Origin of the sequence: Rheinheimera texasensis (assembly GCF_964031785.1) — a bacterium.
Classification (GTDB): domain Bacteria; phylum Pseudomonadota; class Gammaproteobacteria; order Enterobacterales; family Alteromonadaceae; genus Pararheinheimera; species Pararheinheimera texasensis_A.
On sequence record NZ_CAXIRE010000021.1, the window covers coordinates 241399 to 266147 of the forward strand.

Annotated in this window: 22 protein-coding genes and 1 tRNA gene; 9 read left to right on the forward strand and 14 right to left on the reverse strand. The window is 52.5% G+C overall.

Annotation, left to right across the window (positions count from 1 at the left end; all coding sequences use genetic code 11):
* Positions 1 to 11: 11 nt before the first annotated feature.
* From ABNT34_RS12640 to ABNT34_RS12655, 4 genes are all read right to left on the reverse strand, one after another.
* Positions 12 to 989: a transketolase C-terminal domain-containing protein gene (locus ABNT34_RS12640; RefSeq protein ID WP_031564809.1), complete on the reverse strand. Its 978-nt coding sequence runs from the start codon at positions 987 to 989 to the stop codon at positions 12 to 14.
* A complete protein-coding gene (locus ABNT34_RS12645; RefSeq protein WP_348732164.1) occupies positions 989 to 2170 on the reverse strand; it encodes a thiamine pyrophosphate-dependent dehydrogenase E1 component subunit alpha in 1182 nt (393 codons plus the stop codon). The genes ABNT34_RS12640 and ABNT34_RS12645 overlap by 1 nt, the downstream gene beginning before the upstream one ends.
* A gap of 371 nt (positions 2171 to 2541) precedes the next feature.
* Positions 2542 to 3609, reverse strand: coding sequence for a succinylglutamate desuccinylase (gene astE / locus ABNT34_RS12650; RefSeq protein ID WP_348732166.1), 1068 nt, complete (start codon positions 3607 to 3609; stop codon positions 2542 to 2544).
* Positions 3610 to 3659: 50 nt separating this feature from the next.
* Positions 3660 to 4544 carry a DMT family transporter gene (locus tag ABNT34_RS12655; protein WP_348732168.1) on the reverse strand — a complete coding sequence of 295 codons (885 nt, stop codon included), beginning with the start codon at positions 4542 to 4544 and terminating at the stop codon, positions 3660 to 3662.
* A gap of 188 nt (positions 4545 to 4732) precedes the next feature.
* On the opposite strand from ABNT34_RS12655, the gene ABNT34_RS12660 reads away from it, so the two are divergent.
* Both ABNT34_RS12660 and ABNT34_RS12665 read left to right on the forward strand, forming a co-directional pair.
* Positions 4733 to 4809: transfer RNA gene (locus tag ABNT34_RS12660), tRNA-Pro, on the forward strand.
* 424 nt (positions 4810 to 5233) lie between these two features.
* On the forward strand, positions 5234 to 5422 hold the full coding sequence (locus ABNT34_RS12665; protein WP_348732170.1) for a hypothetical protein: 189 nt from the start codon (positions 5234 to 5236) through the stop codon (positions 5420 to 5422).
* An 18-nt stretch (positions 5423 to 5440) separates the two neighbouring features.
* Here the strand turns inward: ABNT34_RS12665 and ABNT34_RS12670 are convergent, their stop codons facing one another.
* Entirely contained in the window at positions 5441 to 6370 is a 930-nt protein-coding gene (locus ABNT34_RS12670; protein ID WP_348732172.1) for a sodium-dependent bicarbonate transport family permease, read from the reverse strand.
* A 95-nt stretch (positions 6371 to 6465) separates the two neighbouring features.
* On the opposite strand from ABNT34_RS12670, the gene ABNT34_RS12675 reads away from it, so the two are divergent.
* From ABNT34_RS12675 to ABNT34_RS12685, 3 genes are all read left to right on the forward strand, one after another.
* On the forward strand, positions 6466 to 7443 hold the full coding sequence (locus ABNT34_RS12675; RefSeq protein ID WP_348732174.1) for a LysR family transcriptional regulator: 978 nt from the start codon (positions 6466 to 6468) through the stop codon (positions 7441 to 7443).
* Between the two features lie 106 nt (positions 7444 to 7549).
* Positions 7550 to 8629, forward strand: coding sequence for a low-specificity L-threonine aldolase (gene ltaE / locus ABNT34_RS12680; RefSeq protein ID WP_348732176.1), 1080 nt, complete (start codon positions 7550 to 7552; stop codon positions 8627 to 8629).
* Positions 8630 to 8667: 38 nt separating this feature from the next.
* Complete coding sequence (locus tag ABNT34_RS12685; protein WP_348732177.1) at positions 8668 to 10500, forward strand: ABC transporter ATP-binding protein; 1833 nt, start codon at positions 8668 to 8670, stop codon at positions 10498 to 10500.
* Between the two features lie 63 nt (positions 10501 to 10563).
* Here ABNT34_RS12685 and ABNT34_RS12690 read toward each other — a convergent pair whose 3' ends face one another.
* From ABNT34_RS12690 to apbC, 5 genes are all read right to left on the reverse strand, one after another.
* Positions 10564 to 11139 (reverse strand): glutathione S-transferase family protein, encoded by a 576-nt coding sequence (locus ABNT34_RS12690; RefSeq protein WP_348732179.1) that lies wholly within the window; start codon positions 11137 to 11139, stop codon positions 10564 to 10566.
* Between the two features lie 47 nt (positions 11140 to 11186).
* On the reverse strand, positions 11187 to 12917 hold the full coding sequence (locus tag ABNT34_RS12695) for a DUF3300 domain-containing protein (RefSeq protein WP_348732180.1): 1731 nt from the start codon (positions 12915 to 12917) through the stop codon (positions 11187 to 11189).
* 113 nt (positions 12918 to 13030) lie between these two features.
* A complete protein-coding gene (locus ABNT34_RS12700; RefSeq protein WP_348732182.1) occupies positions 13031 to 13921 on the reverse strand; it encodes a DMT family transporter in 891 nt (296 codons plus the stop codon).
* Positions 13922 to 13925: 4 nt separating this feature from the next.
* Entirely contained in the window at positions 13926 to 14525 is a 600-nt protein-coding gene (gene dcd, locus ABNT34_RS12705; RefSeq protein ID WP_348732184.1) for a dCTP deaminase, read from the reverse strand.
* Between the two features lies 1 nt (position 14526).
* Complete coding sequence (apbC, locus tag ABNT34_RS12710; protein WP_348732186.1) at positions 14527 to 15603, reverse strand: iron-sulfur cluster carrier protein ApbC; 1077 nt, start codon at positions 15601 to 15603, stop codon at positions 14527 to 14529.
* Between the two features lie 158 nt (positions 15604 to 15761).
* Here apbC and metG point away from each other — a divergent pair, with 158 nt between their 5' ends.
* Together metG and ABNT34_RS12720 are read left to right on the forward strand one after the other, a co-directional pair.
* Complete coding sequence (metG, locus tag ABNT34_RS12715; RefSeq protein WP_348732188.1) at positions 15762 to 17804, forward strand: methionine--tRNA ligase; 2043 nt, start codon at positions 15762 to 15764, stop codon at positions 17802 to 17804.
* A 58-nt stretch (positions 17805 to 17862) separates the two neighbouring features.
* Positions 17863 to 19233, forward strand: coding sequence for an MFS transporter (locus ABNT34_RS12720; RefSeq protein ID WP_348732190.1), 1371 nt, complete (start codon positions 17863 to 17865; stop codon positions 19231 to 19233).
* On the opposite strand, the gene ABNT34_RS12725 is transcribed toward ABNT34_RS12720, so the two are convergent.
* On the reverse strand, positions 19230 to 20231 hold the full coding sequence (locus ABNT34_RS12725; protein ID WP_348732192.1) for an NAD(P)H-quinone oxidoreductase: 1002 nt from the start codon (positions 20229 to 20231) through the stop codon (positions 19230 to 19232). The two genes, ABNT34_RS12720 and ABNT34_RS12725, sit on opposite strands and share 4 nt — an antisense overlap.
* 160 nt (positions 20232 to 20391) lie before the next feature.
* Between ABNT34_RS12725 and ABNT34_RS12730 the strand changes: the two genes are divergently transcribed.
* Positions 20392 to 21582: a class I SAM-dependent methyltransferase gene (locus ABNT34_RS12730; protein ID WP_348732194.1), complete on the forward strand. Its 1191-nt coding sequence runs from the start codon at positions 20392 to 20394 to the stop codon at positions 21580 to 21582.
* Positions 21583 to 21779: 197 nt separating this feature from the next.
* Positions 21780 to 22346 (forward strand): YceI family protein, encoded by a 567-nt coding sequence (locus ABNT34_RS12735; protein ID WP_348732196.1) that lies wholly within the window; start codon positions 21780 to 21782, stop codon positions 22344 to 22346.
* Positions 22347 to 22422: 76 nt separating this feature from the next.
* Here the strand turns inward: ABNT34_RS12735 and ABNT34_RS12740 are convergent, their stop codons facing one another.
* From ABNT34_RS12740 to ABNT34_RS12750, 3 genes are all read right to left on the reverse strand, one after another.
* On the reverse strand, positions 22423 to 23781 hold the full coding sequence (locus ABNT34_RS12740) for a YjiH family protein (RefSeq protein ID WP_348732198.1): 1359 nt from the start codon (positions 23779 to 23781) through the stop codon (positions 22423 to 22425).
* 140 nt (positions 23782 to 23921) lie between these two features.
* Positions 23922 to 24221, reverse strand: coding sequence for a PilZ domain-containing protein (locus ABNT34_RS12745; protein ID WP_348732199.1), 300 nt, complete (start codon positions 24219 to 24221; stop codon positions 23922 to 23924).
* 81 nt (positions 24222 to 24302) lie between these two features.
* On the reverse strand, positions 24303 to 24698 hold the full coding sequence (locus ABNT34_RS12750) for a response regulator (protein ID WP_348732201.1): 396 nt from the start codon (positions 24696 to 24698) through the stop codon (positions 24303 to 24305).
* Positions 24699 to 24749 lie beyond the last annotated feature (51 nt).

The following is a 24749-nucleotide window of genomic DNA, read 5'->3' on the forward strand; positions in this document are numbered from 1 at the left end:
ATAACTCCGGCTCAGAAATTGACAGAAGCTTTAATGGCTTCAAAGGTTTTTAAATGGTCGGCGACATATTCTTTTTCCAGCGCCAGCGGGTACGGCGTATCCAGACCACAGACGCGCAGGATTGGGCTTTCCAGATGCAGGAAACAGCGCTGCTGAATAGTCGCGGCAATCTCACCGGCAAAACCACCGGTTAACGGCGCTTCGTGGTTAATCACCAGCCGGCCGGTCTTTTTCACCGACTCCGCCACTGTATCCACGTCCCACGGCAGAATGCTGCGAAGGTCAATCAGCTCACAGGAAATGCCGATGGCTTCAGCCATTTCCACCGCTTTTTCGACGATTTCCATCTGCGCGCCCCAGGCCAGCACTGTGACCTGTGTGCCTGTTTTCATCACTTCGGCCTGACCAATCGGCAGCTCGTAATATTCTTCCGGTACTTCACCGACCGACGCGCGGTACAGTTTTTTTGGTTCGAAGAAAATCACCGGGTCCGGGCAGTTGATCGAAGCCAATAACAAGCCTTTGGCCTGATGCGGATTCCGTGGTACCACAATTTTTAAGCCCGGCGTGTGGGCAAAATAAGCTTCCGGTGACTGGCTGTGGTAATGACCACCGGCGATGCCGCCGCCATATGGCGTACGGAACACCAGACCACCGACATTAAATTCGTTACCTGAGCGGTAACGGAACTTGGCAGTCTCATTGACGATTTGGTCAAAGGCCGGGAAGATATAATCAGCGAACTGAATTTCTGCCACCGGCTTCATTCCTTGTGCCGCCATACCGTTGGCAAAACCGGCGATGCCTTGCTCAGTTAAAGGCGTGTTAAAACAACGGGCTTTGCCGTATTTTTCCTGCAGTTTGGACGTTGCGCGGAACACGCCGCCAAAATGGCCGACGTCTTCACCAAAACACACTACACCGTCATCTTTGGCCATCGCTAAATCGAGTGCGTTGTTGATGGCCTGTAACATATTCATTTTCGCCATTACATTCTCCCCGACGTGATTGGATACGCATCCGGATATTTGCGGATGTGGTCTTTCAGGTCCGCCAGTTGGCGTTCCAGTTCAGGGATAGGTTCGGCGTAAACATCACTGATCAGATGTTCGATACCCGGCTTGGCGATTTTTTCCGCCACTTTTAATGCTTCCAGAATATCCTGACGCAGCTGCTCAGTGGCGGCTTTGTCGGCTTCATCATCCAGCCAGCCTTTTTGCAGCAGGAATAAACGAAAACGCGCGACCGGATCGTTTTTGCGCCACAGTTCTTCTTCTTCTTTTGAGCGATAACCACTTGGGTCGTCCGACGAGGAATGTGCACCTAAACGATAAGCAATGGATTCCAGCAGTACCGGCTCGTTATGCGCTAATGCATATTCACGCGCCATTTTAGTGGCCTGATACACCGCCAGAATGTCAGCGCCATCCACGCGGATTGTTTTCATGCCATAACCGACGCCGCGACAGGCAATGCCGTCGCCTTTAAACTGCTCGTTGGCCGGCGTGGAAATGGCGTAGCCGTTGTTGCGGCAGAAAAACAGCACCGGCGCTTTGTGCACCGCAGCCATATTTAAGCCGGCGTGGAAGTCACCTTCAGAAGCCGCACCTTCGCCGAAATAACAGATGGTGACGTTCGACAGGCCACGCAGTTTTTGCGCATAAGCGTAACCGGCGGCTTGTGGGATTTGCGTGCCAAGCGGGCTCGAAATCGTCATGTAATGAATGGCATTGCTGCCGTAATGCACCGGCATCTGCCGGCCTTTGCCTAAGTCTTTTTCGTTGGAAAACAGCTGGTTCATAAACTGTTCCAGCGTAAAACCGCGGTAACGCAAGGCGCCTTGTTCGCGGTACTGTGCCATGATCATGTCAGCGTCATCCAGCGCTGCGGCACTGCCGACAGTGGCGGCTTCTTCACCCAGACACTGCATGTAAAAACTGATACGGCCCTGGCGCTGTGCCCCTAACATCCGTTCATCTAATACCCGGATAAAGGTCATGGTCTGATACATTTTTAAGGCGGTGGCTTGGTCCAGCTCAGGCGCCGTGGCGCCTGCGTACAGCGTGCCGTCGTCTTGTAAAATGCGCAGTGTTGGGATCTGCAAGGCGTGGCCACTGGTGAATTCGGCCTGATGTACAGTCGAAATCGTGGCGTTATTCGGGTTGGTCATAGATCTCTCTTTGTCATGCGGGTAACGCGGACCTTGGTGTTTGCCTGCTTTACCTTGATGTTAAACCCATCTGACCGACAGTCTGGCGCTGTTTAGGTCAGCTTCTCCCCTGGATTTTTGCAGGCGCTCTGGCGCGTCGGATTATTTTACTTGACGTAGACGTCAACCAAACCCCTGCATTCTCGCTGTTGTTGTTTTAATTCAGCGCGGCTGACTTTACCTTTACGTAAACTGCATTGCAACTGCGCCAGCCTGTAAAACGTAGCACAGCTGTGGTTTTTACGGTGAATTTTTCCGAGGGCTCGGATAAGGAAAACTAATGTGAAGGAAAAACGGGCGCAAAGCCCGTTTGTCTATGCAGAGATCAGCCGTTAGTCACACAGTTGACCGGCGATTGACACTGGCTTCACCAGTAACATAGCGCGCTGGCCAATTGCGACATCGGCATTGGGGAAAATAATGGCTTCGCCCGGTTCATCGACGCGATATTCGATTGCGCCATCCCGTGCCAACACAGTACCGAGCGCAAATTGGCTAAAGTTTTCAATATTGCGGGCAAAACACAGCTCAAACTGCTCGGTTTGTTTATTCACCGCGCGGCTGACCACAAAGAAGTTGAACTGGCTTTCATCAAACTCAGCAAGCTCTGGCACTGTGTCAGTGACCAAAGCCCGCAGCATCAAATCACAAGCAGCAAAGCGGCTCATGTCGTTGTCGCCAAAGGGCCGCACTTTACCCAGTTCCAGCGTAAAAGCATGAGCGCCGCAGCTTTGCGCGCCAAAATAACTAAAAGTAGAAGCTGGCGTTTGCATGAGCAGAAAAGTTTCTACGCCGCAGGCATGTAGAAAACGCAGCTGAGTTTTGTTCCAGGGTTTGCCATGTAAAAACGGATAAACAGCAAATTTCTCAAACTGCGAACCGCGAATGGCAGTGTGCAGGTCATACAGCAGACGTTCGCGCCCTTCGCCACCGGTCTGATAAAAACGCTGCACATAGTGTTCAAGCTTTGCTGCGCGCTGGCGCTCCCAGCCAGGTTCCCCATCACCTTTACTATGATGGCCGGAGAATAAACGATTCAGGTTATCCTGCAGTTCCCGTTTGCCCGCGTTGATGGCCGGCGGATTGCCAAATAAAAACAAGGTGCGTTGCTTGAGTTGTAGCTTGCCAGTCAACAGGTCCTGACACAGTGCTGCACAAAGTTCGATTGGCGCCGTTTCATTACCATGCACGCCAGCAGACAACACAATGTCGGTATTGCCATGCTGCACTGGTGACAGACAGATGACGCCAGTGTCCCAAATCTCGGCGACAGTGCCGTCCGTAAGCACGTATGAAAATGGCGTTAAATGTTCAGGATGGCTCAGCGTCAGAGCCAGAAAATCACCGCTGGCTGCGAGATCTGCCGGGCTCAGTGCCCGGTCAAGGATATTAGTTGTCATATTTTTGGCTTTGTTTTATCAAAAAAAACGTTGGCACATTCTACGCAAAATCAGGCCCACATCACCAGTACAGCCGCCACCACGACCAGCGCCAGGCCCAGTAAGTCGGTGCGCTTGAGCTTTTCTTTAAACCAGAACACTGAGATCAACAAGGTAAACAGCACTTCTACCTGCCCCAGCGTTTTGACCAGCGGCACAGATTCGAGGCTCATGGCAGTAAACCAGCCGAGTGAACCGATGCAGCTGAAAAAGCTGGTCAGCATCGTCAACCGCGGCCTGTGCCAGAGCGCAACCAGCACAGCGTGGTCGCGAAGTAGCAGATAGCCCAGCAACATCAGGGTCTGGCAACTGATGACAAACAACAACACCCAGGCGGCGCCATAAGGAAAGGGTAAACCCAGCGTGAGGCTGGCTTCTCTGATCCATAAAGATGTCAGCGCGAACGCCGCACCACTGGCCGCGCCGATGGCGACGGTTTTAACTGGCAGTTCGGTCAGATTTCTCACACCGCTTAATAAAAATACCGCGATGGCGCCGACACCGACACCGATCCAGCCTAGCGGCGACAACACACTGGCAAAAAACAACACACCGAGCACTGCAGCAAAAATCGCTTCCGATTTCGCCAGGCCAACCCCGATAGCGTAATTTTTTTGTTTAAACAGCACCACCATCAGTGCAGTGGCCAAAATTTGCATCAAGGACGCTGCGAGGATAAAACCGGCAAAACTCAGCGAAAACAACGGGACTGCTGGCCGCTGTGCCGGCTCAGTCAGCGCATACAAAGCCCACAAATAAAGCGCCGCCAGTGGACTGGCATAAATAAAGCGCGCCAGCGTCACACCCAGCACTGAGACTTCTTTACTCAGTTCTTTTTGACAGGCATTACGCACCGCCTGCATAGACGCGGCCAATAAGGTAAATAAAATCCACATAAATTTTCCTGCCTAAGACGTGGTCCGGCTGATAAATGCAGACATCCGGATGGATGTAGCTGATTGATACCATAACCGAAATCGTCGCCTGAGTTTGGGCTATTTGTCTGATAATCCGGCTAAAAATGCCGCAGTCAGGCTGGATGGCATTGCAATCAGACAGAAAGACAGTAAGATAAGGCGCTCGTCGGTACGTAGCGCAGCCTGGTAGCGCACTGTCATGGGGTGTCAGGGGTCGTGGGTTCGAATCCCGCCGTACCGACCATTAAATTTCGTTGAAAAAAGCCTGCTTTTGCAGGCTTTTTGCTTTTTAAGCGCATTAGTTCAGGTTTCACTAAATTATGAAAACCCAATGACACCGTTGTCTTGTAACAAAATACGGACAGTCGTCGGTAGTAACCGGAGAACACGCTGTTTCAGCGTCTTGATCTGATGGAAATTTTCCAGTCATTGCAGATACGGCAACATCAGAACCAATAGCGCTGTGGCAGAAAACTGACAGCAGGCTGGAGCAGCTTTTTTAGTCACAAACCTTTACACTCACCCCGTTGCGGCCGGAACGGATAACCGTGCTCAGACGAAGATCCGCCAGATGCAGAAGTTTCTGACTATCTGTCGGCGGATCATCTGACTGCAACACATGACTGGCAAATTGCCGGTGTGGCCTGAGATATTACAGAGGTGATGTGATGAAGATGGAACAACAGAACAGAACATTTCAGCCGGAGTACTACCCGACCGCAGGGTTTGGCAGTGTGGCACCGCCTTGGATCAAGGCCGATTTGCTGATGTCAAATCCGCCTAAACCTGCCCCGTTAAAAACCGCCCCGCCAAGCTGGCAATGGCTCAGGCGCCAGCTCGGCTGGCACCTGGGATAAAGCTGCAAAGTGTTGCTGTTAATAAAACCAGCTGACCCAGTGCTGATACAGCGGTAAGCCAATCAGCACGTTGACCGGAAAAGTAATCCCCAGTGCCGCTAACATGGCAAGCCCAATGTTAGCACCAGGCACTGCGGCGCGGATCGCAGCCGGCGCGGCAATATATGACGCGCTGGCCGTTAAACCGGCAAGTACCACAGCACTGCCCTGCGGCAACTCTAGCCAAAGCGCAGTCGCTATCCCGCTCCAGGCCAGGGCAAACGGCATAATTGCAGCAAAGGCTAACAATCGCCATTGTGCCAGTGGCAACGGCGAGCAGACCTTCGCGGTACACAGGCCCATTTCCAGTAGAAACAGCGCCAGCATGGTTTTAAAACCGCCTAATAACGCCGGAGCAATAGGCTCCAGCCCCACAGGTCCATAAACATAACCAATTAACACCCCACCGCCGAGCAACAACACGCCGCGGCTGGTCAGAGATTCGCGCACGATACCGCCGGCACTGCCCTGACCGGTCAGGCGCCGGTGCAGCCACAGCATAGCGACAATCGCCGGCAGCTCCAGCAGCACCAGATAAAGCGTCGTCTGTGGAGCCACCGGTAAACCGGCGCGCTCCGTCATCGCCAGTACCAGCGCAAAAGTCCCGGCACTGACCGAGCCATAATGCGCAGCGATACTGGCTGCATCGTCGATATTCAGCCGCACCAGCTTGCGTAAAATCGGATAACACAGTAATGGCAGGATAAGACCCAGCAATGCCACCGGCAACAGTTCCAGCAGTAAAGTAGAAGTGACATTACCGTGCAGCGCCAGGCCACCTTTTAAACCCAGCACCAGCATCAATAAAATCGACAGCGTCTCATAAATTGAATGCGGTACTTTTAAGTCGGATTTCAACAAACCGGCGATTAAACCAAAGGCGAAAAACGCTATCACAATATCGGGCATCAATATTTCCTCCGCTTTGAGCCGGGCGCTATTGTGCCTGCGGACGGAACTATTGAATAATAAATGTATGAACACACTGATATAGATAATTATCTATGAATATCCGTCATCTGAGTTTTCGGCTATTACAGGTTTATCAAGCCGTGGTGCAGCAGGGCAGTATTTCGCAGGCTGCGCGGCAACTGCATCTGACCCAGCCTACGGTGTCTATCCAGCTGAAAAAACTCAGTGAATGGGCTGGCGAACCTTTGTTGGAGCCAGTGCAAGGCTTACTGATGCCGACGCCGGTGGGCGCCGAGTTATACCGCGCCAGCCAGGATGTGCTGGGCCGTTTTGCCGATTTTTCGCAGTTTGTACAAAGCGCTCGTGCCGGTAACAGCGGCAGCTTAAGCCTTGGTATCGTCACCACCGCCAAATACATTCTGCCCCCGTTGCTGGCAGAATTCTCCCGTCAGTTCCCGCAAATTGAGCTGACGTTGAATATTGGCAACCGGGCGCAAATTTTAAGCCGGTTTGAACAACAACAAGACGACTTGTTTCTGTTCAGCCATCCCCCGGCCGGCAATCAGGTGCTGGCGCGCCGGTTGCTGAAGAATCCGCTGCAACTGATTGCGCCGCCTGGCCACTGGGCGTCAGACCGACCTGATTTGACGATGGCCGATTTAAAAGCCGAACGTTTTCTGATCCGTGAACCCGGCTCCGCCACCCGGCTGATGCTGGAAACCTGGCTTAGTAACCAAGGGCTGGCGCTGGAAAAAACCATGCAAATTGAAAGTAACGAAGCAATCAGGCTCAGTGTCGCTTCTGGCCTTGGTTTGGCGGTATTGTCTGCTCATACGCTGAAGGCCGGCACTGAACCGGTGCAGATTTTGTCAGTGAAAGGGTTGCCACTGGAAAGTCACTGGTATCTGGTGGTCAGACGCGACCGGCGCCTGTCGGCGACCGCGACACAGCTTATCCGTTATTTGCCGCAGGGACTCCGGCAATATCTCGACCCGGCCTGGCTGGTCAGCGATCTCGACGGTCTGACTCAGGCTTTTGAGACCAGTCCGCAAGACCAGTCGCCCCTTTAGTCGCAGCCTCAATGCTGTTGGTCAGAATTCATGGTGCCAGCAGCTCCGATTTGCTTCGAACACTATGTTAAAGTGGCATCGTCACAGCTTCTCCCAGGGATCACTAATGATTGATTTTCGTTCCGACACTGTCACCCAACCTACTGCTGCCATGCGTGCTGCCATGGCCGCTGCGCCACTTGGCGATGACGTATTTGGTGACGACCCTTCCGTGAATGCGTTGCAACAATATGCCGCAGAGCTGCTGGGCTTTGAAGCGGCGTTATTCGCGCCAAGCGGCACTATGACTAACCTGATTGCGCTGATGAGCCACTGCCAGCGCGGCGATGAAGCCATCGTTGGCCAAAACTGGCACACCTACAAGTGGGAAGGCGGTGGCATGGCGGTGCTTGGTTCCATTCAGCCGCAACCATTAGCCAATCAACCGGACGGCAGCCTGTTAGCCGCGGACGTGCTGGCGGCGATTAAACCAGACGACCCGCATTTTGCCCGCACCCGCTTGCTAGTCATTGAAAATACCACCGGCGGCCAGGTTTTAAGCCTCGACTATATGGCGCAAATGGCGGCTTTGGCCAAAGCCAACCAGCTGGCCTGTCATATCGATGGTGCACGGATTTTTAATGCCGCTGTGGCGATTGCAACAAAAACTCAGGCAGATCCCTATCAGGTCGCCCGGCAGTTAGTCAGCGGTTATGACTCAATTTCGGTGTGTTTGTCCAAAGGACTTGGCGCACCGGTCGGATCTTTGTTGTTAGGTTCGGCGGAATTTATCGCCCGCGCCCGCCGCGTGCGCAAAATGCTTGGCGGCGGCATGCGTCAGGCCGGCGGTTTAGCTGCAGCTGGTTTGTATGCTTTGCAGCAGCATGTCAGACGGCTCGCAGATGACCATCAACATGCGCAGCAGCTGGCGTCAGGCCTCAAACAGATAGTGTCGGACTGCGGTTTGGAAACTCAGTTTTCACTGCAAATGCCGCAAACTAATATCATTTTCTGCGATCTGGACGCTGCGCTTGCCAACCATTTTGTGGCAGAATTAGGCAAACATCAGGTCCGGCTGACTAGCAGTGTGTATCAAAGTGCTGGCCAGACCAAATCCCGCTTACGCTTAGTCACTCATCTGGATATCACGTTGCCACAGATTCAGGCCATGCTGAGCTGTAGCCGGGATATTCTCAGCAATTATTAACACCTGTCGCGCAAGTGGCAGGTTTATTGAGGTCTGCCATGCTGCAGTTTTTCGAAAAACTAACCAATCCTTTTCCGGCAGAAGAGCCGACCCAACCGCCCAAAGGGTTGTATGCGTTCTGCCGTCATTACAGCAAAGGCATGGAAATTCCTTTAGCTGTGATGGCGCTGCTCACAGCCTTATTGGCGATGCTGGAAGTGTCGTTGTTCGGTTTTATGGGGCAATTAGTCGACTGGCTGGTGCAAAAAGACCCGGCGACTTTATGGCAAACCGAGCAAGACACGCTGATCCGCATGGGTTTATTAACCGCTGTCGGTATGCCGCTGTTGGTGCTGATTCACTCAGCCGTGTTACACCAGACCTTGTTAGGCAACTATCCGATGTCCATTCGCTGGCAGGCACATCGGTATTTACTTAAACAAAGTGTCAGTTTTTATCAGAATGATTTTGCCGGCCGCATCGCCACTAAAGTGATGCAAACTTCCCTTGCCGTGCGGGAAACTGCCACCAAACTGCTCGATGTCATGGTCTATGTGTTGGTGTATTTCAGCACTATGTTGTATCTGGTGTTTGACGCCGACTGGCGTCTGGTGTTGCCGTTACTGGTATGGCTTGCGCTATATATCTGCCTGCAAATCTACTTTATTCCGCGGCTGAAAAATGTGGCGAGCCGCCAGGCTGACGCCCGCTCTGATATGACCGGCCGCATCGTCGATAGCTACACCAATATCAATACCATTAAGTTGTTTTCGCACACCAGCCGCGAAGCCGATTACGCCAAAGACAGCATGTCGCGTTTCTTAAACCCGGTATATGAACAAATGCGCCTGGTCACCTGGTTAAGTTTCAGCGTGCAGGCGCTGAACTACCTGCTGGTATTCTCCATTGGCGCTTTGTCGATTTGGTTATGGATGGCGCAAGCGGTCAGCGTCGGCGCAATTGCCATTGCCGTCAGTCTGTCGCTGCGCTTAAACGGCATGTCGCAGTGGATCATGTGGGAAGTCAGTAGTTTGTTTGAAAATATCGGTACAGTGGCCGATGGCATTACTACGCTGGCACAGCCACAACAAGTGGTGGACCAGCCAGACGCCAAGCCGTTGCAAGTTGACGGTGGCGCTATTCATTTTGACCAGGTCAGTTTTCAATACGCCAGTCAGGGCCGTCAGGTGTTGCAGCACCTGAATTTACAGATAAAACCAGGTGAAAAAGTCGGTTTGGTCGGCCGTAGCGGTGCCGGTAAATCAACGCTGGTCAATCTGCTGCTGCGGTTTTATGACCTGGAAACCGGTCAAATCCGCATTGACGGACAAAATATCAGTGAAGTGAAACAAGAAAGCCTGCGTGCACAAATTGCGATGGTGACACAGGATACCTCGCTGCTACATCGCACTGTGCGGGAAAATATTCTGTATGGTAAGCCGGATGCCAGCGAAGCTGAACTACTGGCAGCCGTTAAAGCCGCCGAAGCCGACCAGTTTATCAGTGAACTGAGTGACCCACGCGGCAATCAGGGCCTAGACGCACAGGTTGGTGAACGTGGCGTGAAGTTATCCGGCGGCCAGCGCCAGCGCATTGCCATTGCGCGGGTGTTGTTAAAAAACGCGCCGATTTTAATTCTGGATGAAGCGACCTCGGCACTGGATTCTGAAGTCGAGGCGGCCATTCAGCATAGTCTGAACCGGCTTATGGCAGGCAAAACAGTCATTGCCATCGCGCACCGGCTGTCGACTATTGCGGCGATGGACCGGCTCATTGTGCTGGACCAGGGGGCTATTGTCGAGCAAGGCAGCCATCAGGAGTTAATTGCACAAGGTGGCATCTACGCGCAGTTATGGGCCCATCAGACCGGCGGTTTTATTGGGCTGGATTAAGCCCGTATTTCTGCCCCACTGACAAAAATGGCTGCAATTGCAGCCATTTTATTTGATTTGGATTCAACCCAACCTTGGATCTGTTTCGGCTACCCCGACTTCATCCTGATGGGCAATTTTAAACTGCAATAAAGCGCCAAACGGCTGCATATCGACCAGTTCACGGAAACAAATCCAGTCGACCAGACAATACAGGCTCATCGCCAGATAGTCCCACTGCTGAAATTCGCCAGCTGACACTTTGCTGTTTAAGATCTTCAGCGTGGCCTGAACCCGTTCATGCTGCAGATTAAAAAACAATTTGTTATCCCGGACATCAAAACCTGAGCGTTTACACAGCAGCAACTCAACGAGCGAATCATTGGCTGCGTTAATGATGGTCAGCAAATTCTCCTGCGGCCAGCTTAATGGGCTTAAGGCGAACTTCTGTGTCAGGTAACGATAAATAACGCCGGAATCAAACACCACCTGCTCGCCGTCGGCGAGCATCGGCACTTTGCGTGTCGGGTTCAGTGCAATCAGCCGCTCCCGGTCGGCCGACTCAAAAATATTCAGGCTGATAAACTCATGCGGGTGCTCTGCCAACAACAGACGCAAACGGCGGACAAACGGCGACGAGGTAGACCCATATAACTGCATAATTTCTCCTAAAAAAACCAGGCAGCCCGCAGGCTGCCTGATAGTGATTATTGAATACCGCTTTGTTCAATCACCGGCTGGCTAACCGGTTCCGGTTGCTGATACACCGGCTCAGGCTGTTGATAGACAGGTTCTGGCTGCTGATACACCGGTTCAGGTTGTTGATACACAGGCTCCGGCTGCTGGTAGACAGGTTCAGGTTGCTGATACACCGGCTCTGGCTGCTGGTAGACAGGTTCAGGTTGCTGATACACCGGTTCTGGCTGTTGGTAGACAGGTTCAGGTTGCTGTACAGGTTCAGGTTGCTGTACAGGTTCCGGTTGTTGATACACCGGTTCTGGCTGTTGTACAGGTTCCGGCTGCTGGTAAACAGGCAGCTCCGTGATCGGTTGCTCTGTCACCGGCTCTGGCATTGGTTCCACTGGCTGTGGTTGTTCAAACACCGGTTGTGGCTCAGGTTGTGGCAATACTTCTGGCGTCGTGATTTGTTCTGGCGAGCCAATTTGATCCACAGGCGCTGGCATATCTGTCACCGGTGTTTCATGCACAGGCTGCTCAAACACTGGTTGTTCAATCACACCATCTTTGTTGTTCTCAACGGTTTCAGCGACCGGCTGCACTGGAGTGGTGGTATCACCCTGGTCTGGTGTCACTGCCACTGGCTCAGTCTGCGGATTTAACTCATTGACTGGCTGGGCAAACACCTGATCGCGTTCCTGTTGCTGCCGGCGTAGCTGATCCAAATCGGGATCAGGCTGCGTGATAATTTGCTGGTCGCCAGGCATAGCAACATTGTTGTCCTGGCGTTTTTCTGCCGCCCAGCGCCTGCGGTCGCCTTGGTCTTCATAACGCCAGGTTTCGCCGCGAGTCTCACGCACAGGTTCATAACCCGCCTGATACACCACGCCGTGGCGGTGCTCAGGGTTATGCCGCCAGTGCCGGCGTTCTTCATGCTGATAGATATCATGGCTACGGTAATATTGCCGCGGGCGATAGTCATGATGATGGATCACAACGATTTCGTTGCGGGGCCAGTAAAAGGTAGAAAAATAGAAATTTGGTGCAACCTGTACGCCAGCACCCCAATAAAATGAGGTGTGACTGCGATAGCCGGTTGGGTATGGCCAGTGCACAGGCGGATAAGAACGCCACCACCAGTCGCCGTATACCACCCGAGTATCATAAACAGGTACGTAGATCACTTCAGGCCGTGCCGGCTCAATGACTATGACTTTTTCTTTGCGCTCAACCCGGATATGTTCCTGATTCTTCAGATTACCGGCGGTGTAGGCTTTTTCGCGCAGGCGCTGCACTGTCGCCATCACTTGTTTTTCCTGCACTAAAAACGCATCACCGAGTTTTTGCGTCCAGTCCAGTTCATTGTTCATCTTGGTGAGCAGGGGCGGAAACGCAACCAGCGCACGCACGCTGGGGTCCCACGCTTCGTTTTCAGCGGCTTTGAGCGCCTGTTCCGACGTCATGCCGGGTTTTGCTGATAACCAGCGGGTGGCTTTGATAATTTCCAGTGGATAAGTCGCGGCGATGAGGACATGGGATAACACCGTATCCGGGTACAGCGCCACAGGCGCCAGCATTTGGTCTAATTCAGCCTGAGAGAACTGCTTCTTTTGCTGTGCCGGCGCTTTTGCTGTGGCAGCTGCAGGTTGACTGAGTTGTTGTGTTGCCTTGGCTGCAGCCTGTTTGTCTGCCGCAACAGCCGGAAACTGGGTCACTAACGCGAGAGTAATGGCAGATAAAAACGGCACGCGGCACGACATTTTTGGCTCCTTGCTGCAGCTGATGCAGCATGTTTATCAAGGGTCACAGTCACAACATCTCGAACGATAACTCAGTTATATGCCGTTGTTTCTGAATCGCTTCTGAACACAACTCAGCTGTTCGACTGTTTCTTCGGCCACAAGTTCGACAGCGAAAATCCGGTCACCAACGCGGTACCGCAAAGCACCGTCAAGGCGCCTGCTAAGGTATGCCAGCCGACCGTTTCACCTAAAAACAACGCGCCCCAGCTGACACCAAACACCGGGATTAAAAAAGTCACGGTCAAAGTCGGCGTGGCGCCAATATCCCGCACCAATGCAAAGTACAGCAGATAAGCGACACCAGTGCACAACACACCAAGCAACAATAAGGCGATACCCTGTAGCGGACTTGGTACAGTTGTTGGCGGCTGCAACAATGCCAGCGGCAATAACCAGCAGAAAGCTGCCCACATACTGCCATGGGCATTAGCAAAAGGTTCCACAGCAGCAGCGCGACGGGTGTAATGGGTGGCTAAACCATAACAACAGGCGGCACCGGCAGCAGCGGCAATCGCCACCGCCGCATTGGGTTGCAGCACCACGGCATCAAAACCAACCAGTATGGCCACGCCGCTGATCCCCAGCAACAGACCGCTGACCAGTTTCAGGCTCAAAGGCTGGCGAAAAAACAGCACGCCAAGCACAGCCCCCCAAATCGGCGCTGTAGCGTTTAACACCGACAACACAGACGCAGTCAGCCAATGTGCGGCATAAGCAAAGAGTAAAAACGGCAAGGCTGAATTAATTAGCCCCAGGATCAGAAAATGCCGGATATTGCCACGCAGCAATAAAGGCTTGTGCCAGCACCATGCGATGATCGCCAGAAACAAGGCGGCGAGACCGACCCGGCCGGCCATCAAAGGGGCCGGACCAAAAGCAGCAACCGCCAGCCGGATAAATAAAAACGACGCGCCCCAAATTGCAGCAAGCAACAATAACCGGACAAAATCCCGCGCCAGCATTTGATTAACCCTGATGACCAGGATCGTCTTGCCCGATCCGGCTGGCGACTGCCCCGCTTTGCTGGCGATATTTGGCGTCTTCGCGTTTGTTATAAGGCCTGGCCGCTTCGCCGGTCATTAATTCAAAATTCAGCGCGCCGATTTTCATGTTCGGTCTAAGCGCCAGTGGCAAGCGGCCACTGTTGTAGAATTCCAGCACGATATTGCCAGACCAGCCCGGGTCAATCCGGTGCGCAGTGACGTGCACCATCAGGCCCAGCCGCGCCAGACTGGAACGACCGTCCAGCCAGCCGACAATATCTGCCGGCAGCGTGACTGATTCGAGTGTAATAGCCAGCGCAAGCTCGCCTGGATGCAGGAAAAATGCTTCATCATCGGTCAGTACAATTTCGTCACTCATTACCGAGTCGAGCGCAGCCTGCACTTCTTCGCGCGGGCCGGACAAATCGATAAAAGGCGCGGCATAAGCGCGAAAAGTACGGAATTTGTGGCCAAGCCGGATATCGACGCTGACGCCGCTTACCATGTCGGCAGCAGGTCTTGGTTCAATTTTGATCCTGCCTTCAGCCAGATATTGTTCGATGTCGCGATCACAAAGTCTCATGTTAATCATCCGTCATTAAAATTTCGACCGCCTGTTGCGGGCTGAGCCGGGTTTGCCAGTATAAAGTGAAGATCAGCTGCTGTGCTATTTTTCTATAGATTTCAGCTGTTTGATTATCTTGCGCTAATGCGATAGGTGTCCCGGCATCCCCTGCTTCACGAATTTTCGCCTGCAGTGGTAATTGCCCCAACACACTGACTTGATAACGCGCAGCCAACTCCAGCCCACCATTGGTGCCGAAAATATCGTCCTGATGACCACAGGACGGACACTGATAAAAACTCATATTTTCGACAAGGCCCAGCAACGGAATATTGACCTGACGAAACATCTGAATGGCTTTTTTCGCATCAGCAAGCGCCACATCCTGCGGCGTCGTCACAATCACAGCGCCCGCCACCGGCAGTTTTTGTGACATAGTCAGCTGGATATCGCCGGTGCCAGGTGGCATGTCGACCACCAGATAATCAAGCTCTGGCCATAAAGTTTCATTTACGAGCTGCATCAAGGCCTGGCTGGCCATTGGGCCGCGCCAGACTGAGGCATTGTCCGGGTCGACCAGAAAACCAATTGATTGCAGCACAATGCCGTGTTTTTGCAGCGGATTCAGATGTTTTTCGTCCGGTGAGGTGGCCCGGCTTTGCGCTTCGCCAAGCATCAGCGGAATAGATGGCCCATAAATATCCGCGTCCAGCAAACCAACTTTTGCGCCTTGCTGTGCCAGCGCGACCGAGAGATTCACCGCTGTGGTTGATTTACCGACCCCACCTTTGCCGGAAGCCACCAGAATCACCTGCCGTACTTTGGCAAAAGCAAAAGGCTGTTCTGGTTGCCAGTTAACCTGAACTTTGTAGCTAAGCCCCAGCGTTTGGCACTGCGCACTTAACCAGCCCTCCAGCCATAATGCCGGAAATGGCAGCGTCAACGACAAGGTGTTGCGTTCAAGGCGAATATTGGCGATTTCGCTAAGCGGCAGCGGAATGGCCTCATGACAAGGCGTTTCCAGTAACTGTCGTAGCGGCTCAGGTAAGCTTTCTGCGGAAGAAGAATCGGCTGTTTTTTTCCAGAATGAAAACATAACAAATCCTTTTAAAGTACAGGGGCACAACAGCCTGGAGCCTTTGCGCGGGCCAGACTAAAAGTCGGCAGTTATTGCGCTGCTGTCGCGCTTTGTGGCTGGCTATTGTATCATGATGCACATTGTTTTTATTGCATTCATCGATACAGAGCCGGTTCATGACGACACGTAAAATCTTAATCACCAGCGCTTTACCTTATGCCAATGGCCCTATCCATTTAGGTCACCTGCTTGAATACATTCAGACCGACATCTGGTCGCGGTTTCAAAAGGCGCGCGGCCACCAATGTTATTACGTCTGTGCTGATGACGCCCATGGCACACCAATCATGCTCAAAGCTCAACAGCTGGGTTTAACACCTGAGCAAATGATTGCCCAGACCGCCATTGAACATCAGGCTGATTTCGCAGAGTTTTTAATTGGTTTTGACAATTACCACAGCACCCACAGCAGCGAAAATCAGGCCTTTGCCAGCGAAATCTACACCAAGCTCGACGCCGGTGGTTATATCAAACGCCGGTCAATCAGCCAGCTGTTTGACCCGGAAAAACAAATGTTTTTGCCGGACCGTTTTGTCAAAGGCGATTGCCCGAAATGTGGCGCGCTGGATCAAAACGGCGACAGCTGTGACGTCTGTGGCGCCACTTATAGCCCGACTGAACTGAAAAACCCGAAATCGGTGGTTTCAGGTGCAACGCCGGTATTAAAAGACTCTGAACACTATTTCTTCGACTTGCCGGCCTTTGAACAAATGCTGCAGGACTGGACCCGCGGCGGCGCGCTGCAAAGCGAAATGGCCAACAAGCTGCAGGAATGGTTTAAAGACGGCCTGCAGCAATGGGATATCAGCCGTGACGCGCCCTACTTCGGTTTTGAGATCCCGGGCGCGCCGGGCAAGTTTTTCTATGTCTGGCTGGACGCGCCAATTGGCTATCTCGCCAGTTTCAAAAATTATTGCGACAAAACCGGCATCGATTTTAACCAGTTCTGGCAATTAGATTCTGATGCTGAGGTGTATCACTTTATCGGCAAAGACATTATCTATTTCCACAGCCTGTTCTGGCCCGCGATGTTACACGGTGCCGGCTACCGCAAACCGACCAGTGTGTTTGCCCACGGTTTTGTCACGGTCAACGGCGCCAAAATGTCGAAATCGCGCGGCACTTTTATCAAAGCCCGCACTTATCTTGAACATTTGAATCCGGAATATCTGCGTTATTACTTTGCGTCAAAACTAACCTCAGGCATCGTGGATTTAGATTTAAACCTGGAAGACTTCGCGCAGAAAGTGAATGCCGATTTAGTCGGTAAAGTGGTCAATATCGCCAGCCGCTGCGCCAGTTTTATCAGCAAAAAATTCAATGGGACTTTGTCGCCAAATCTGTCCGAGCCAGAACTTTTTGCTGAGTTTATTGCGCAAGGCGACAGCATCGCAGCCTCGTTTGAAGAGCGCGAATATGCCCGCGCTATTCGCGACATTATGGCGCTTGCCGACAAAGCCAACCAATATATCGACGCCAAAGCACCTTGGGTATTAGCCAAAGATGACAGCAAACAACAGGAAACGCTGGATGTCTGCTCTATGGGCATTAACCTGTTCCGCGTGCTGATGCATTATTTAAAACCAGTGCTGCCGAATATGGCGCGCGAAGTCGAAGCGTTTTTAAACAGCGAACTGCGTTGGGATAATTATCAGCAGCCACTGCTTAATCATGCGGTCAATCCATTTAAAGCGCTGATGCAGCGCGTAGATCCGGTCAAAGTGCAGGCGATGGTCGATGCATCGAAAGACAACCTGCAGGCGGCAGCCGCTCCGGCGGTGCAAGCATCAAGCACGCAAACTGCAGCTGCTGCTGAGATTGAAGCGATAGCCCCGACAATTAACATTGATGATTTTGCCAAGCTGGATTTGCGTATCGCCAAAATTGTCAGCGCCGAGCATGTCGAAGGCGCCGATAAGTTATTACGGTTGCAGCTTGACCTTGGCAATGAACAACGTCAGGTGTTTGCCGGCATCAAAGCGGCTTATCAGCCAGAGCAATTAGTCGGCCGGTTAACGGTGATGGTCGCGAATCTGGCGCCGCGTAAGATGAAGTTTGGCATGTCCGAGGGCATGGTAATGGCAGCTGGTCCCGGCGGCAGCGAGATTTTCCTGCTAAGCCCGGACGACGGTGCCACACCGGGCATGCGGGTCAAATAATGTAGCCAAAACCGCAGCCCCGCTGCGGTTTTTCTTTTAGAACAGACAAGGAACAGGCATGGCGGCGACTATCCGCTCGTTTTCTTCGTTATACAGCGCAACCTTGCTGATGGTATTGGCGGCAGGTTTGCTGACTACTTATCTGGGCCTGAAGCTCGCTTCAATGGAAGTCGCCAAGGTCTGGATCGGCGCCATGATGTCGGCTTATTACCTCGGGCTGGTGCTTGGCTCAAAAATCGGCCATAAGCTGATTGCGCGCGCCGGCCATATCCGTGCTTTTGTCGCCAGCGCCGGTGTCGTCACCGCTTCCGCGCTGGGCCACGCCATGATTGAACAGCTGGAAGTCTGGCTGCTGCTGCGCCTGATTGTTGGTATGTGCATGATGTGTCAATACATGGTGCTGGAAAGCTGGCTGAACGAACAAGCCGACAGTAAAAACCGCGGGACTATTTTCGCAAGCTATATGATTGTGTCTTATCTCGGGCTAGTACTGGGGCAAGGTGCGATGAGCTTAAACCCTGAACTGACCATCAAACCGCTGTTGCTGGTGGCGATGTGTTTTGCGCTTTGTATCGTGCCGCTGGCACTGACACGACGTATTCACCCGCAGCCACTGAAACCGGCCCCACTGCAAATTAAAGTGTTCTGGCAAAAAGTGCCGCAATCGCTGACCACTATTGCGATGGCAGGTGTGATAGTCGGCTCTTTTTATGGTCTGGCACCGGCTTATGCTGCCAGTCAGGGCATGAACACTGAACAGGTCGCAGCTTATATGGCCACCACAGTACTGGCTGGTTTGCTGGCACAGTGGCCGATGGGGAAATTGTCCGATCGGGTACGGCGCAGCCGGCTGATCCGCACTAACAGTGTGATCCTGGGTTTACTCGTGCTGGCGATGGCGCTGCTGCCGCTCAGCGGTGTGGTGCAACTTGGTTTTACTTTTGTGTTTGGCGTCTTTGCTTTTACGCTGTACCCACTGGGTGCAGCACTTGCCAACCAAAATATCGAACAACATGAACGTGTAGCGCTGTCTGCCACTATCCTGCTGACTTTTGGCCTGGGCGCCAGTATAGGCCCGTTGCTGGCATCGGCTTTTATGCAGCTTGGCGGCAGTCAGATGTTGTATGCCTTTATGGCGGCCGTCGCAGCCTTGTTATTTGTCCGCTTACAACAAGTGAATTACCAGCAAAAACAGCAGGAAAAAATTGCGCCAAAAGACTACATGATGGCAGCCGGTGATTTAGTCGGTTCTCCGCTCGCTGCCGCTTTGGACCCGCGCGTTGACCAGCAGACGGTCGACAGCCAGATGCGGGCAGAACGCTATCCGGTAAACGATACGTCGCCAGATCCGGCGCAGTTTGAACTGGATTTGACCGGCCAGGCCGAGCGAGCCGAGCAAGTCAACAGCCCGGCAAAAAATACCGACTAACCGACCTTTAACACCACTTTGCCCACCAGCTGATTGCTGGCCAATAACTGGTGGGCAGCATCCGCTTCCTGCCAGGGCAGCACTTTGGCAATCACTGGTTTAATAGCACCGCTGTCTAAAGCGCTGCCAAATTGCGCTAAAAACCGGCTGACTAAATCAGCTTTGTAATCGTCAGTACGATTACGCAAAGTTGAACATAACAGCTGACCGCGTTTTTTAAACATTTGGGTCAGATCAAAAGCCGGCACTGTCCTGCCACCCAGCATCGCCAATACCACAATGCGGCCATCCAGCCCCAACACTTGCAGGTTTTTTGGTAAGTAGTCACCGGCGACCGGGTCCACAATCACCTGAAAGCCCTGTGGCTGAGCGGCTTTTAATACATCCGCAAAGTCAGCGGTTTTATAATTGACCGCGAAATCAGCGCCAAGCTCTAGACAGGCTGTCGTTTTTTCATCAGAACCGGCGGTCACAGCAACCAGGGCCCCGGCCGCTCTTGCCAGTTGAATAGCGGCTGTACCGACGCCACTGGCACCGGCATGCAGCAACACAGCCTGATCAGCACGCAATTCACCCAGTACAAACATTGCCTGATAAGCCGTCAGGAAGACCTCGGCGCAGCCAGCAGCGGCCTCCACTGTCATACCCGCGGGACGGCGCAACAAATGCGCAGCAGGCATTCTGACATATTCGGCATAACCGCCACCCGGCACTAAACCAAAAACATCAACGCCAAGCCAATCGCTACTGACGGCTGCACCGCAAGCCACCACAGTCCCCGCCACTTCGAGTCCTAAAATGTCACTCTCCCCGGGTGGTGGCGGATAATAGCCGGCGCGCTGCGCTAAATCGGCGCGATTGACGCCGGCCGCGGCCACTTTAATCAGCACTTCTTTGCCACTGATGTCTGGCAACGGCACAGTGACAAATTGCAGCTGCTGTGCTGCTGTCACATCAATCGCCTGCATCGAGGCCGGTAGAGCAGTGAAAGTCGGCATTGAATTATCCTTTCAGGTAGTTTTTGCTGCGGCCACAAGCCCAACACATAGTTTTTCTTTAGCTTTTGCCACGACCGGACTAAAATGGCGCCCTTTTCAGGGCTCTGGCAACTCTTGCCAGCTCCCAGTCCACAGCAGATTATCAGACTCGGAACTTCTTATGGCCGCCAGCATCATTTTACAAGCCGATCGGGAAAAATCATTAAAACGCCGCCATCCCTGGGTGTTTTCCAAAGCAGTAAAACAGGTCAAAGGCAAAGCCAACAGCGGTGAAACCGTGGAAATTCGCAGCCACGACGGCGTTTTTATCGCTACGGGCGCTTATTCGCCAGAGTCACAAATCCGCGTCCGGGTCTGGTCTTTTGATGAACACGAAGCCATAGACGCCGCTTTTTTTCAGCGTCGCATCAGCGCCGCCTGGCAAGTGCGCCAGCAATTATTTGATCTCAATGACACCAACGGTATCCGCGTCGTGGCAGCTGAGTCTGACGGCCTGCCGGGTGTGACTGTCGATTTGTACCACGACATCCTGGTGGTGCAGTTGTTAAGTGCCGGCGCTGACTATCAGCGTGCCAACATAGTGGCGGCGCTGCGCCATGAATTTCCGCACTGCAGTATTTTTGAGCGCTCTGACGTTGATGTCCGTAAAAAAGAAGGTCTGGCACCGGTCACTGGCTGGCTGCACGCGCCGCGTGACAGCGGCGAAGTGGTGATGTTAGAGCACGGCATGAAAATTCTGGTGGATGTGATTAATGGCCACAAAACCGGGTTTTATCTCGACCAACGCGACAGCCGGGCAGCCGCCGCGCGTTACGCCAAAAACAAAACCGTGCTCAATTGCTTCAGCTACACCGGCACTTTTGCCGTGGCCGCATTAGCGGGCGGCGCCAGTCATGTTATCAACGCCGACATGTCAGAACTTGCGCTGCAAACTGCGGCACGCAACGCTGAACTTAATCAGCTGGACCTTAGCAAATTTGATTTTACCAAGGCCGACGTCTTTAAGCTGCTGCGCCAATATAAAGAACAAGGCCGCGAGTTTGACATGGTGATCCTCGACCCGCCAAAGTTTGCCGAAAGCAAAGCCCAGCTGATGGGCGCGTGCCGCGGTTACAAAGACATTAACCGCGTCGCGATGCAAATTGTGAAAAAAGGCGGTTGGTTGCTGACGTTTTCCTGTTCCGGCTTAATGGAAGACAGCCTGTTTCAGAAAATCGTTGCCGATGCGGCGCTGGATGCCGGCCGCGATTGTCTGTTTATTGAGAAGCTGAGTCAGGCCAAAGACCACCCGATCGCCAGCTTTTACCCGGAAGGCCATTACCTCAAAGGCTGGGTTTGTCTTATCCGCTAACACTGCTTTAGACTATAAAGCCCTGTATCCATGGGGCTTTTTTATTTGTCAGCATTCTTCGGCGGCAATATTTACCCAAATTCGGCGAATACACAGCCACAGACAGTAAAAACACTTGGACCTGTTTTGCCAGTCAAGTATGCTGCTGGACGCACAGCCACGCATTCATCCTTTATCGTTATTAACCGGAGTTTGTCATGAAAAAATTAATGCTCGCCCTGGCGCTTGCCGCCGGTTCTGCTCAGGCTGCCTGGCAACTGGACGCTCAGCAGTCATCTCTGCATTTTGTCACTGTAAAAAATGATGTGGTGGCCGAGACGCATAGTTTTAAACAGCTGCAGGGTCAGTGGGCCGATAATGGCCAGTTTAGTGTGGAGATCCCGGTACAAAGTCTGGATACCATGATCCCAATCCGCAACGAACGGATGCTTGAGCACCTGTTTAACGCCAAACAGTTCCCGGCGATCAAAGCCGCAGGCGCTTTGGATACAGCAAAGATCACGGCACTGAAAACAGGCGCTGTGCATCAGGAAAAAGTCGAACTGAGCCTGACCTTATTAGATCAGACGCAAAAAGTTACAGTGGATTTATGCGTGGTGAAATTGGCAGACAACAGAGTTTTGGCTTACACCAAAGCGCCGGTGCTTATCAAAGCCATCGACTTTAAACTGGATGGCGGCGTGAAAAAACTGCAGGAAATCGCCAAGTTAAACCGGATTGAATTAGTAGTTCCGGTCAGCTTTGATGTCCAGTTCAGCCGTTAAATCCGGTCGCTAAGCCTAACTGATAAAAAAGGGAGCCACAGCTCCCTTTTTACTTTTAACCAGTTAAATCAAACAACTAAAACAGCCAATGTGCCATGCCGGCAATAACTGGCAGCGTAATCAAAGTACGCAAAATAAACAGTAAAAACAGATCCCATAAAGTGACCGGAATTTTACTGCCAAGCAATAAAGCGCCGACTTCAGACATATAAATCAACTGGGTTACTGATAAAGCCGCAATAACAAAACGCGTCATGTCGCTGGGCACTTCGCTAACAAGAATTGACGGCACAAACATATCGGCAAAACCGACCATGACTGATTTAGACGCTTGTTCTGCATAAGGAATTTGCAGTAGCTCCAGCAGCGGTACAAATGGCGCGCCGAGCAGGCTAAAGACGGACGTGTATTCGGCGACAATTAACGCCGTGGTGCCAACGGCCATAATCACCGGCAACACACCAAACAGCATATCGACCACTGCCTCAACACCTTCACGCAGCGTCGCTTTGACGCCGCTGGCCTGGCTGGCTCTGTGCAAACCATGAGCTAAGGCCCGGCCAAACACCGATTTTTGTGGAAACTGTCCGCCTTCGGCACGCATATGGTCGTAGCCATCGATATAAGTGTCCGGTTTATTACGTAGCGGCGGCAGATAAGGCAACACAATGGCAGCGACTAAACCTGCAGTACAGATAGTGGCGTAAAACGGCAGAAACAAATGTTCCAACCGCACTTGCCCCAGCACCACGATACAAAAAGTTATAGAAACCGCAGAGAAGGTGGTGCCAATCACGGCGGCTTCCCGCGCCGTATAAAAGCCGGCTTCGTACTGTTTGCTGGTCAGCAGAATGCCAACGCTGCCATCGCCAATCCAGGAGGCGATACAGTCGACCGCAGAGCGACCCGGTAAACGAAAAATCGGCCGCATCACTTTGGTCATCAGGGTGCCTATCATTTCCAGCAGACCAAAATTTAACAACAACGGCAGTAACAAACCGGCAAACACAAATACCGACAACAACACCGGCAGCAAGTCATTCAGCACTAAAGCACCGGTGGCTTTACTGGTGACAAACTCCGGGCCAGTACCAGTCAGCACTAATAACAAAAACACTGCGCCCAACAGACGCACCAGCACCCAGCCCCAGCCGGGGCTAAATAATTTGCCGGCAAAACCGCCGGCGACAATAGCTTGTGGTTTGAATACTTTGACGCCCAACGTGACCAGCGCTGAGACCGTGACAATAAACGCCAGCAAATAAGGCATCCAACTCCCGACTGTGGTTTTCAGTGCATTCGCCATCACTGCGACCGGAATGGTCAGGCCTTTTTCTGCCGGGATGGGCGTCATAAATAAAAAGACGCCCAGTAAAGATGGTACTAACAGCGTCAGCCAGTTGCGCAGCGTAGAGTAATTTTCAGATGCAGGCATGATGAGATATCGGTAGTTAATATTGAACGGCGGCACAGCCTAATCAAAAGCGGCGCCACTGTCACGGGACAATCCGCACTTTGCGGCGGACCGGCGAAAAATTCAGCAGCAGGACAACATGATGCTCTGTATTAATGTGCTCAGTTCAGTTCCATAAAAGTCAGACCCAGCTGATACAAGTCTTCGGCTTCCTGGCTGCAACGCACGACTTTCGCATGCGCGTCCAGCGGCACTACTGAGCTGTTATTCGATTCAAGCCGCAAATGGATTAAGGTGCCCATTTCCAGCGGTTCATCCACTTCTACTGCCATGCCGGTTGCACTCAGATCACGACAAATACCGCTGAACACCCGTCCTGACTCAGGGTCGTTAATCATCATCTGAACTTCGGCGTTCACCATCATCCGGAAGTAGTTACGTTTATCGTTTCGGTTCAGCATGGCAACTCTCAAATAACCTGAAGCAAATTGTTATAAAGCTTTCTAGCTGACCTGTAAAGTCTGGCCTGTAAAGTCCCGGCGTCAGCACCAGCCGGCCAGCTGTTCAATCTGCCAGCTGATATCCCGCGCAGAAAAAGGCTTAGCAATAAGCCCAAGTGCCCCAGCCGCAGTGGCAGCTCTGACATCCGCCGGCGAGTCCAGCCCGGACAACATAATCACCGGAATATCTGCGGTGAGCGGATTGTGTTTGAGTAAAATGCACAGGTCGATGCCGGTGAGCCCCGGCATCAGAATGTCCAATAAAATCAAATCCGGTTTTTCGTCATGGATCTGCGTCAGTGCGGCCTGACCCAGGGCAACATAACTGAGCTGATAATGTGGCGCTGGCAACGCCAGCCTTAATAAGTCGAAATTAAAAGCCTCGTCGTCAACCAACAAAACTTTTTTTGTGCCGACGCACGCCACTGCCTGATCCATTGCAACTTCCTTTTTTGCGCTGCTGAAAAAGTTGTAGCTGAAATTCAGTCA

Bases quoted from the DNA above. Each gene is read 5' to 3' on its own strand.
- ABNT34_RS12640 (WP_031564809.1), bottom strand. From the start codon at position 989: ATGGCGAAAATGAATATGTTACAGGCCATCAACAACGCACTCGATTTA.
- ABNT34_RS12645 (WP_348732164.1), bottom strand. From the start codon at position 2,170: ATGACCAACCCGAATAACGCCACGATTTCGACTGTACATCAGGCCGAA.
- astE (WP_348732166.1), bottom strand. From the start codon at position 3,609: ATGACAACTAATATCCTTGACCGGGCACTGAGCCCGGCAGATCTCGCA.
- ABNT34_RS12655 (WP_348732168.1), bottom strand. From the start codon at position 4,544: ATGTGGATTTTATTTACCTTATTGGCCGCGTCTATGCAGGCGGTGCGT.
- ABNT34_RS12665 (WP_348732170.1), top strand. From the start codon at position 5,234: ATGAAGATGGAACAACAGAACAGAACATTTCAGCCGGAGTACTACCCG.
- ABNT34_RS12670 (WP_348732172.1), bottom strand. From the start codon at position 6,370: ATGCCCGATATTGTGATAGCGTTTTTCGCCTTTGGTTTAATCGCCGGT.
- ABNT34_RS12675 (WP_348732174.1), top strand. From the start codon at position 6,466: ATGAATATCCGTCATCTGAGTTTTCGGCTATTACAGGTTTATCAAGCC.
- ltaE (WP_348732176.1), top strand. From the start codon at position 7,550: ATGATTGATTTTCGTTCCGACACTGTCACCCAACCTACTGCTGCCATG.
- ABNT34_RS12685 (WP_348732177.1), top strand. From the start codon at position 8,668: ATGCTGCAGTTTTTCGAAAAACTAACCAATCCTTTTCCGGCAGAAGAG.
- ABNT34_RS12690 (WP_348732179.1), bottom strand. From the start codon at position 11,139: ATGCAGTTATATGGGTCTACCTCGTCGCCGTTTGTCCGCCGTTTGCGT.
- ABNT34_RS12695 (WP_348732180.1), bottom strand. From the start codon at position 12,917: ATGTCGTGCCGCGTGCCGTTTTTATCTGCCATTACTCTCGCGTTAGTG.
- ABNT34_RS12700 (WP_348732182.1), bottom strand. From the start codon at position 13,921: ATGCTGGCGCGGGATTTTGTCCGGTTATTGTTGCTTGCTGCAATTTGG.
- dcd (WP_348732184.1), bottom strand. From the start codon at position 14,525: ATGAGACTTTGTGATCGCGACATCGAACAATATCTGGCTGAAGGCAGG.
- apbC (WP_348732186.1), bottom strand. From the start codon at position 15,603: ATGTTTTCATTCTGGAAAAAAACAGCCGATTCTTCTTCCGCAGAAAGC.
- metG (WP_348732188.1), top strand. From the start codon at position 15,762: ATGACGACACGTAAAATCTTAATCACCAGCGCTTTACCTTATGCCAAT.
- ABNT34_RS12720 (WP_348732190.1), top strand. From the start codon at position 17,863: ATGGCGGCGACTATCCGCTCGTTTTCTTCGTTATACAGCGCAACCTTG.
- ABNT34_RS12725 (WP_348732192.1), bottom strand. From the start codon at position 20,231: ATGCCGACTTTCACTGCTCTACCGGCCTCGATGCAGGCGATTGATGTG.
- ABNT34_RS12730 (WP_348732194.1), top strand. From the start codon at position 20,392: ATGGCCGCCAGCATCATTTTACAAGCCGATCGGGAAAAATCATTAAAA.
- ABNT34_RS12735 (WP_348732196.1), top strand. From the start codon at position 21,780: ATGAAAAAATTAATGCTCGCCCTGGCGCTTGCCGCCGGTTCTGCTCAG.
- ABNT34_RS12740 (WP_348732198.1), bottom strand. From the start codon at position 23,781: ATGCCTGCATCTGAAAATTACTCTACGCTGCGCAACTGGCTGACGCTG.
- ABNT34_RS12745 (WP_348732199.1), bottom strand. From the start codon at position 24,221: ATGCTGAACCGAAACGATAAACGTAACTACTTCCGGATGATGGTGAAC.
- ABNT34_RS12750 (WP_348732201.1), bottom strand. From the start codon at position 24,698: ATGGATCAGGCAGTGGCGTGCGTCGGCACAAAAAAAGTTTTGTTGGTT.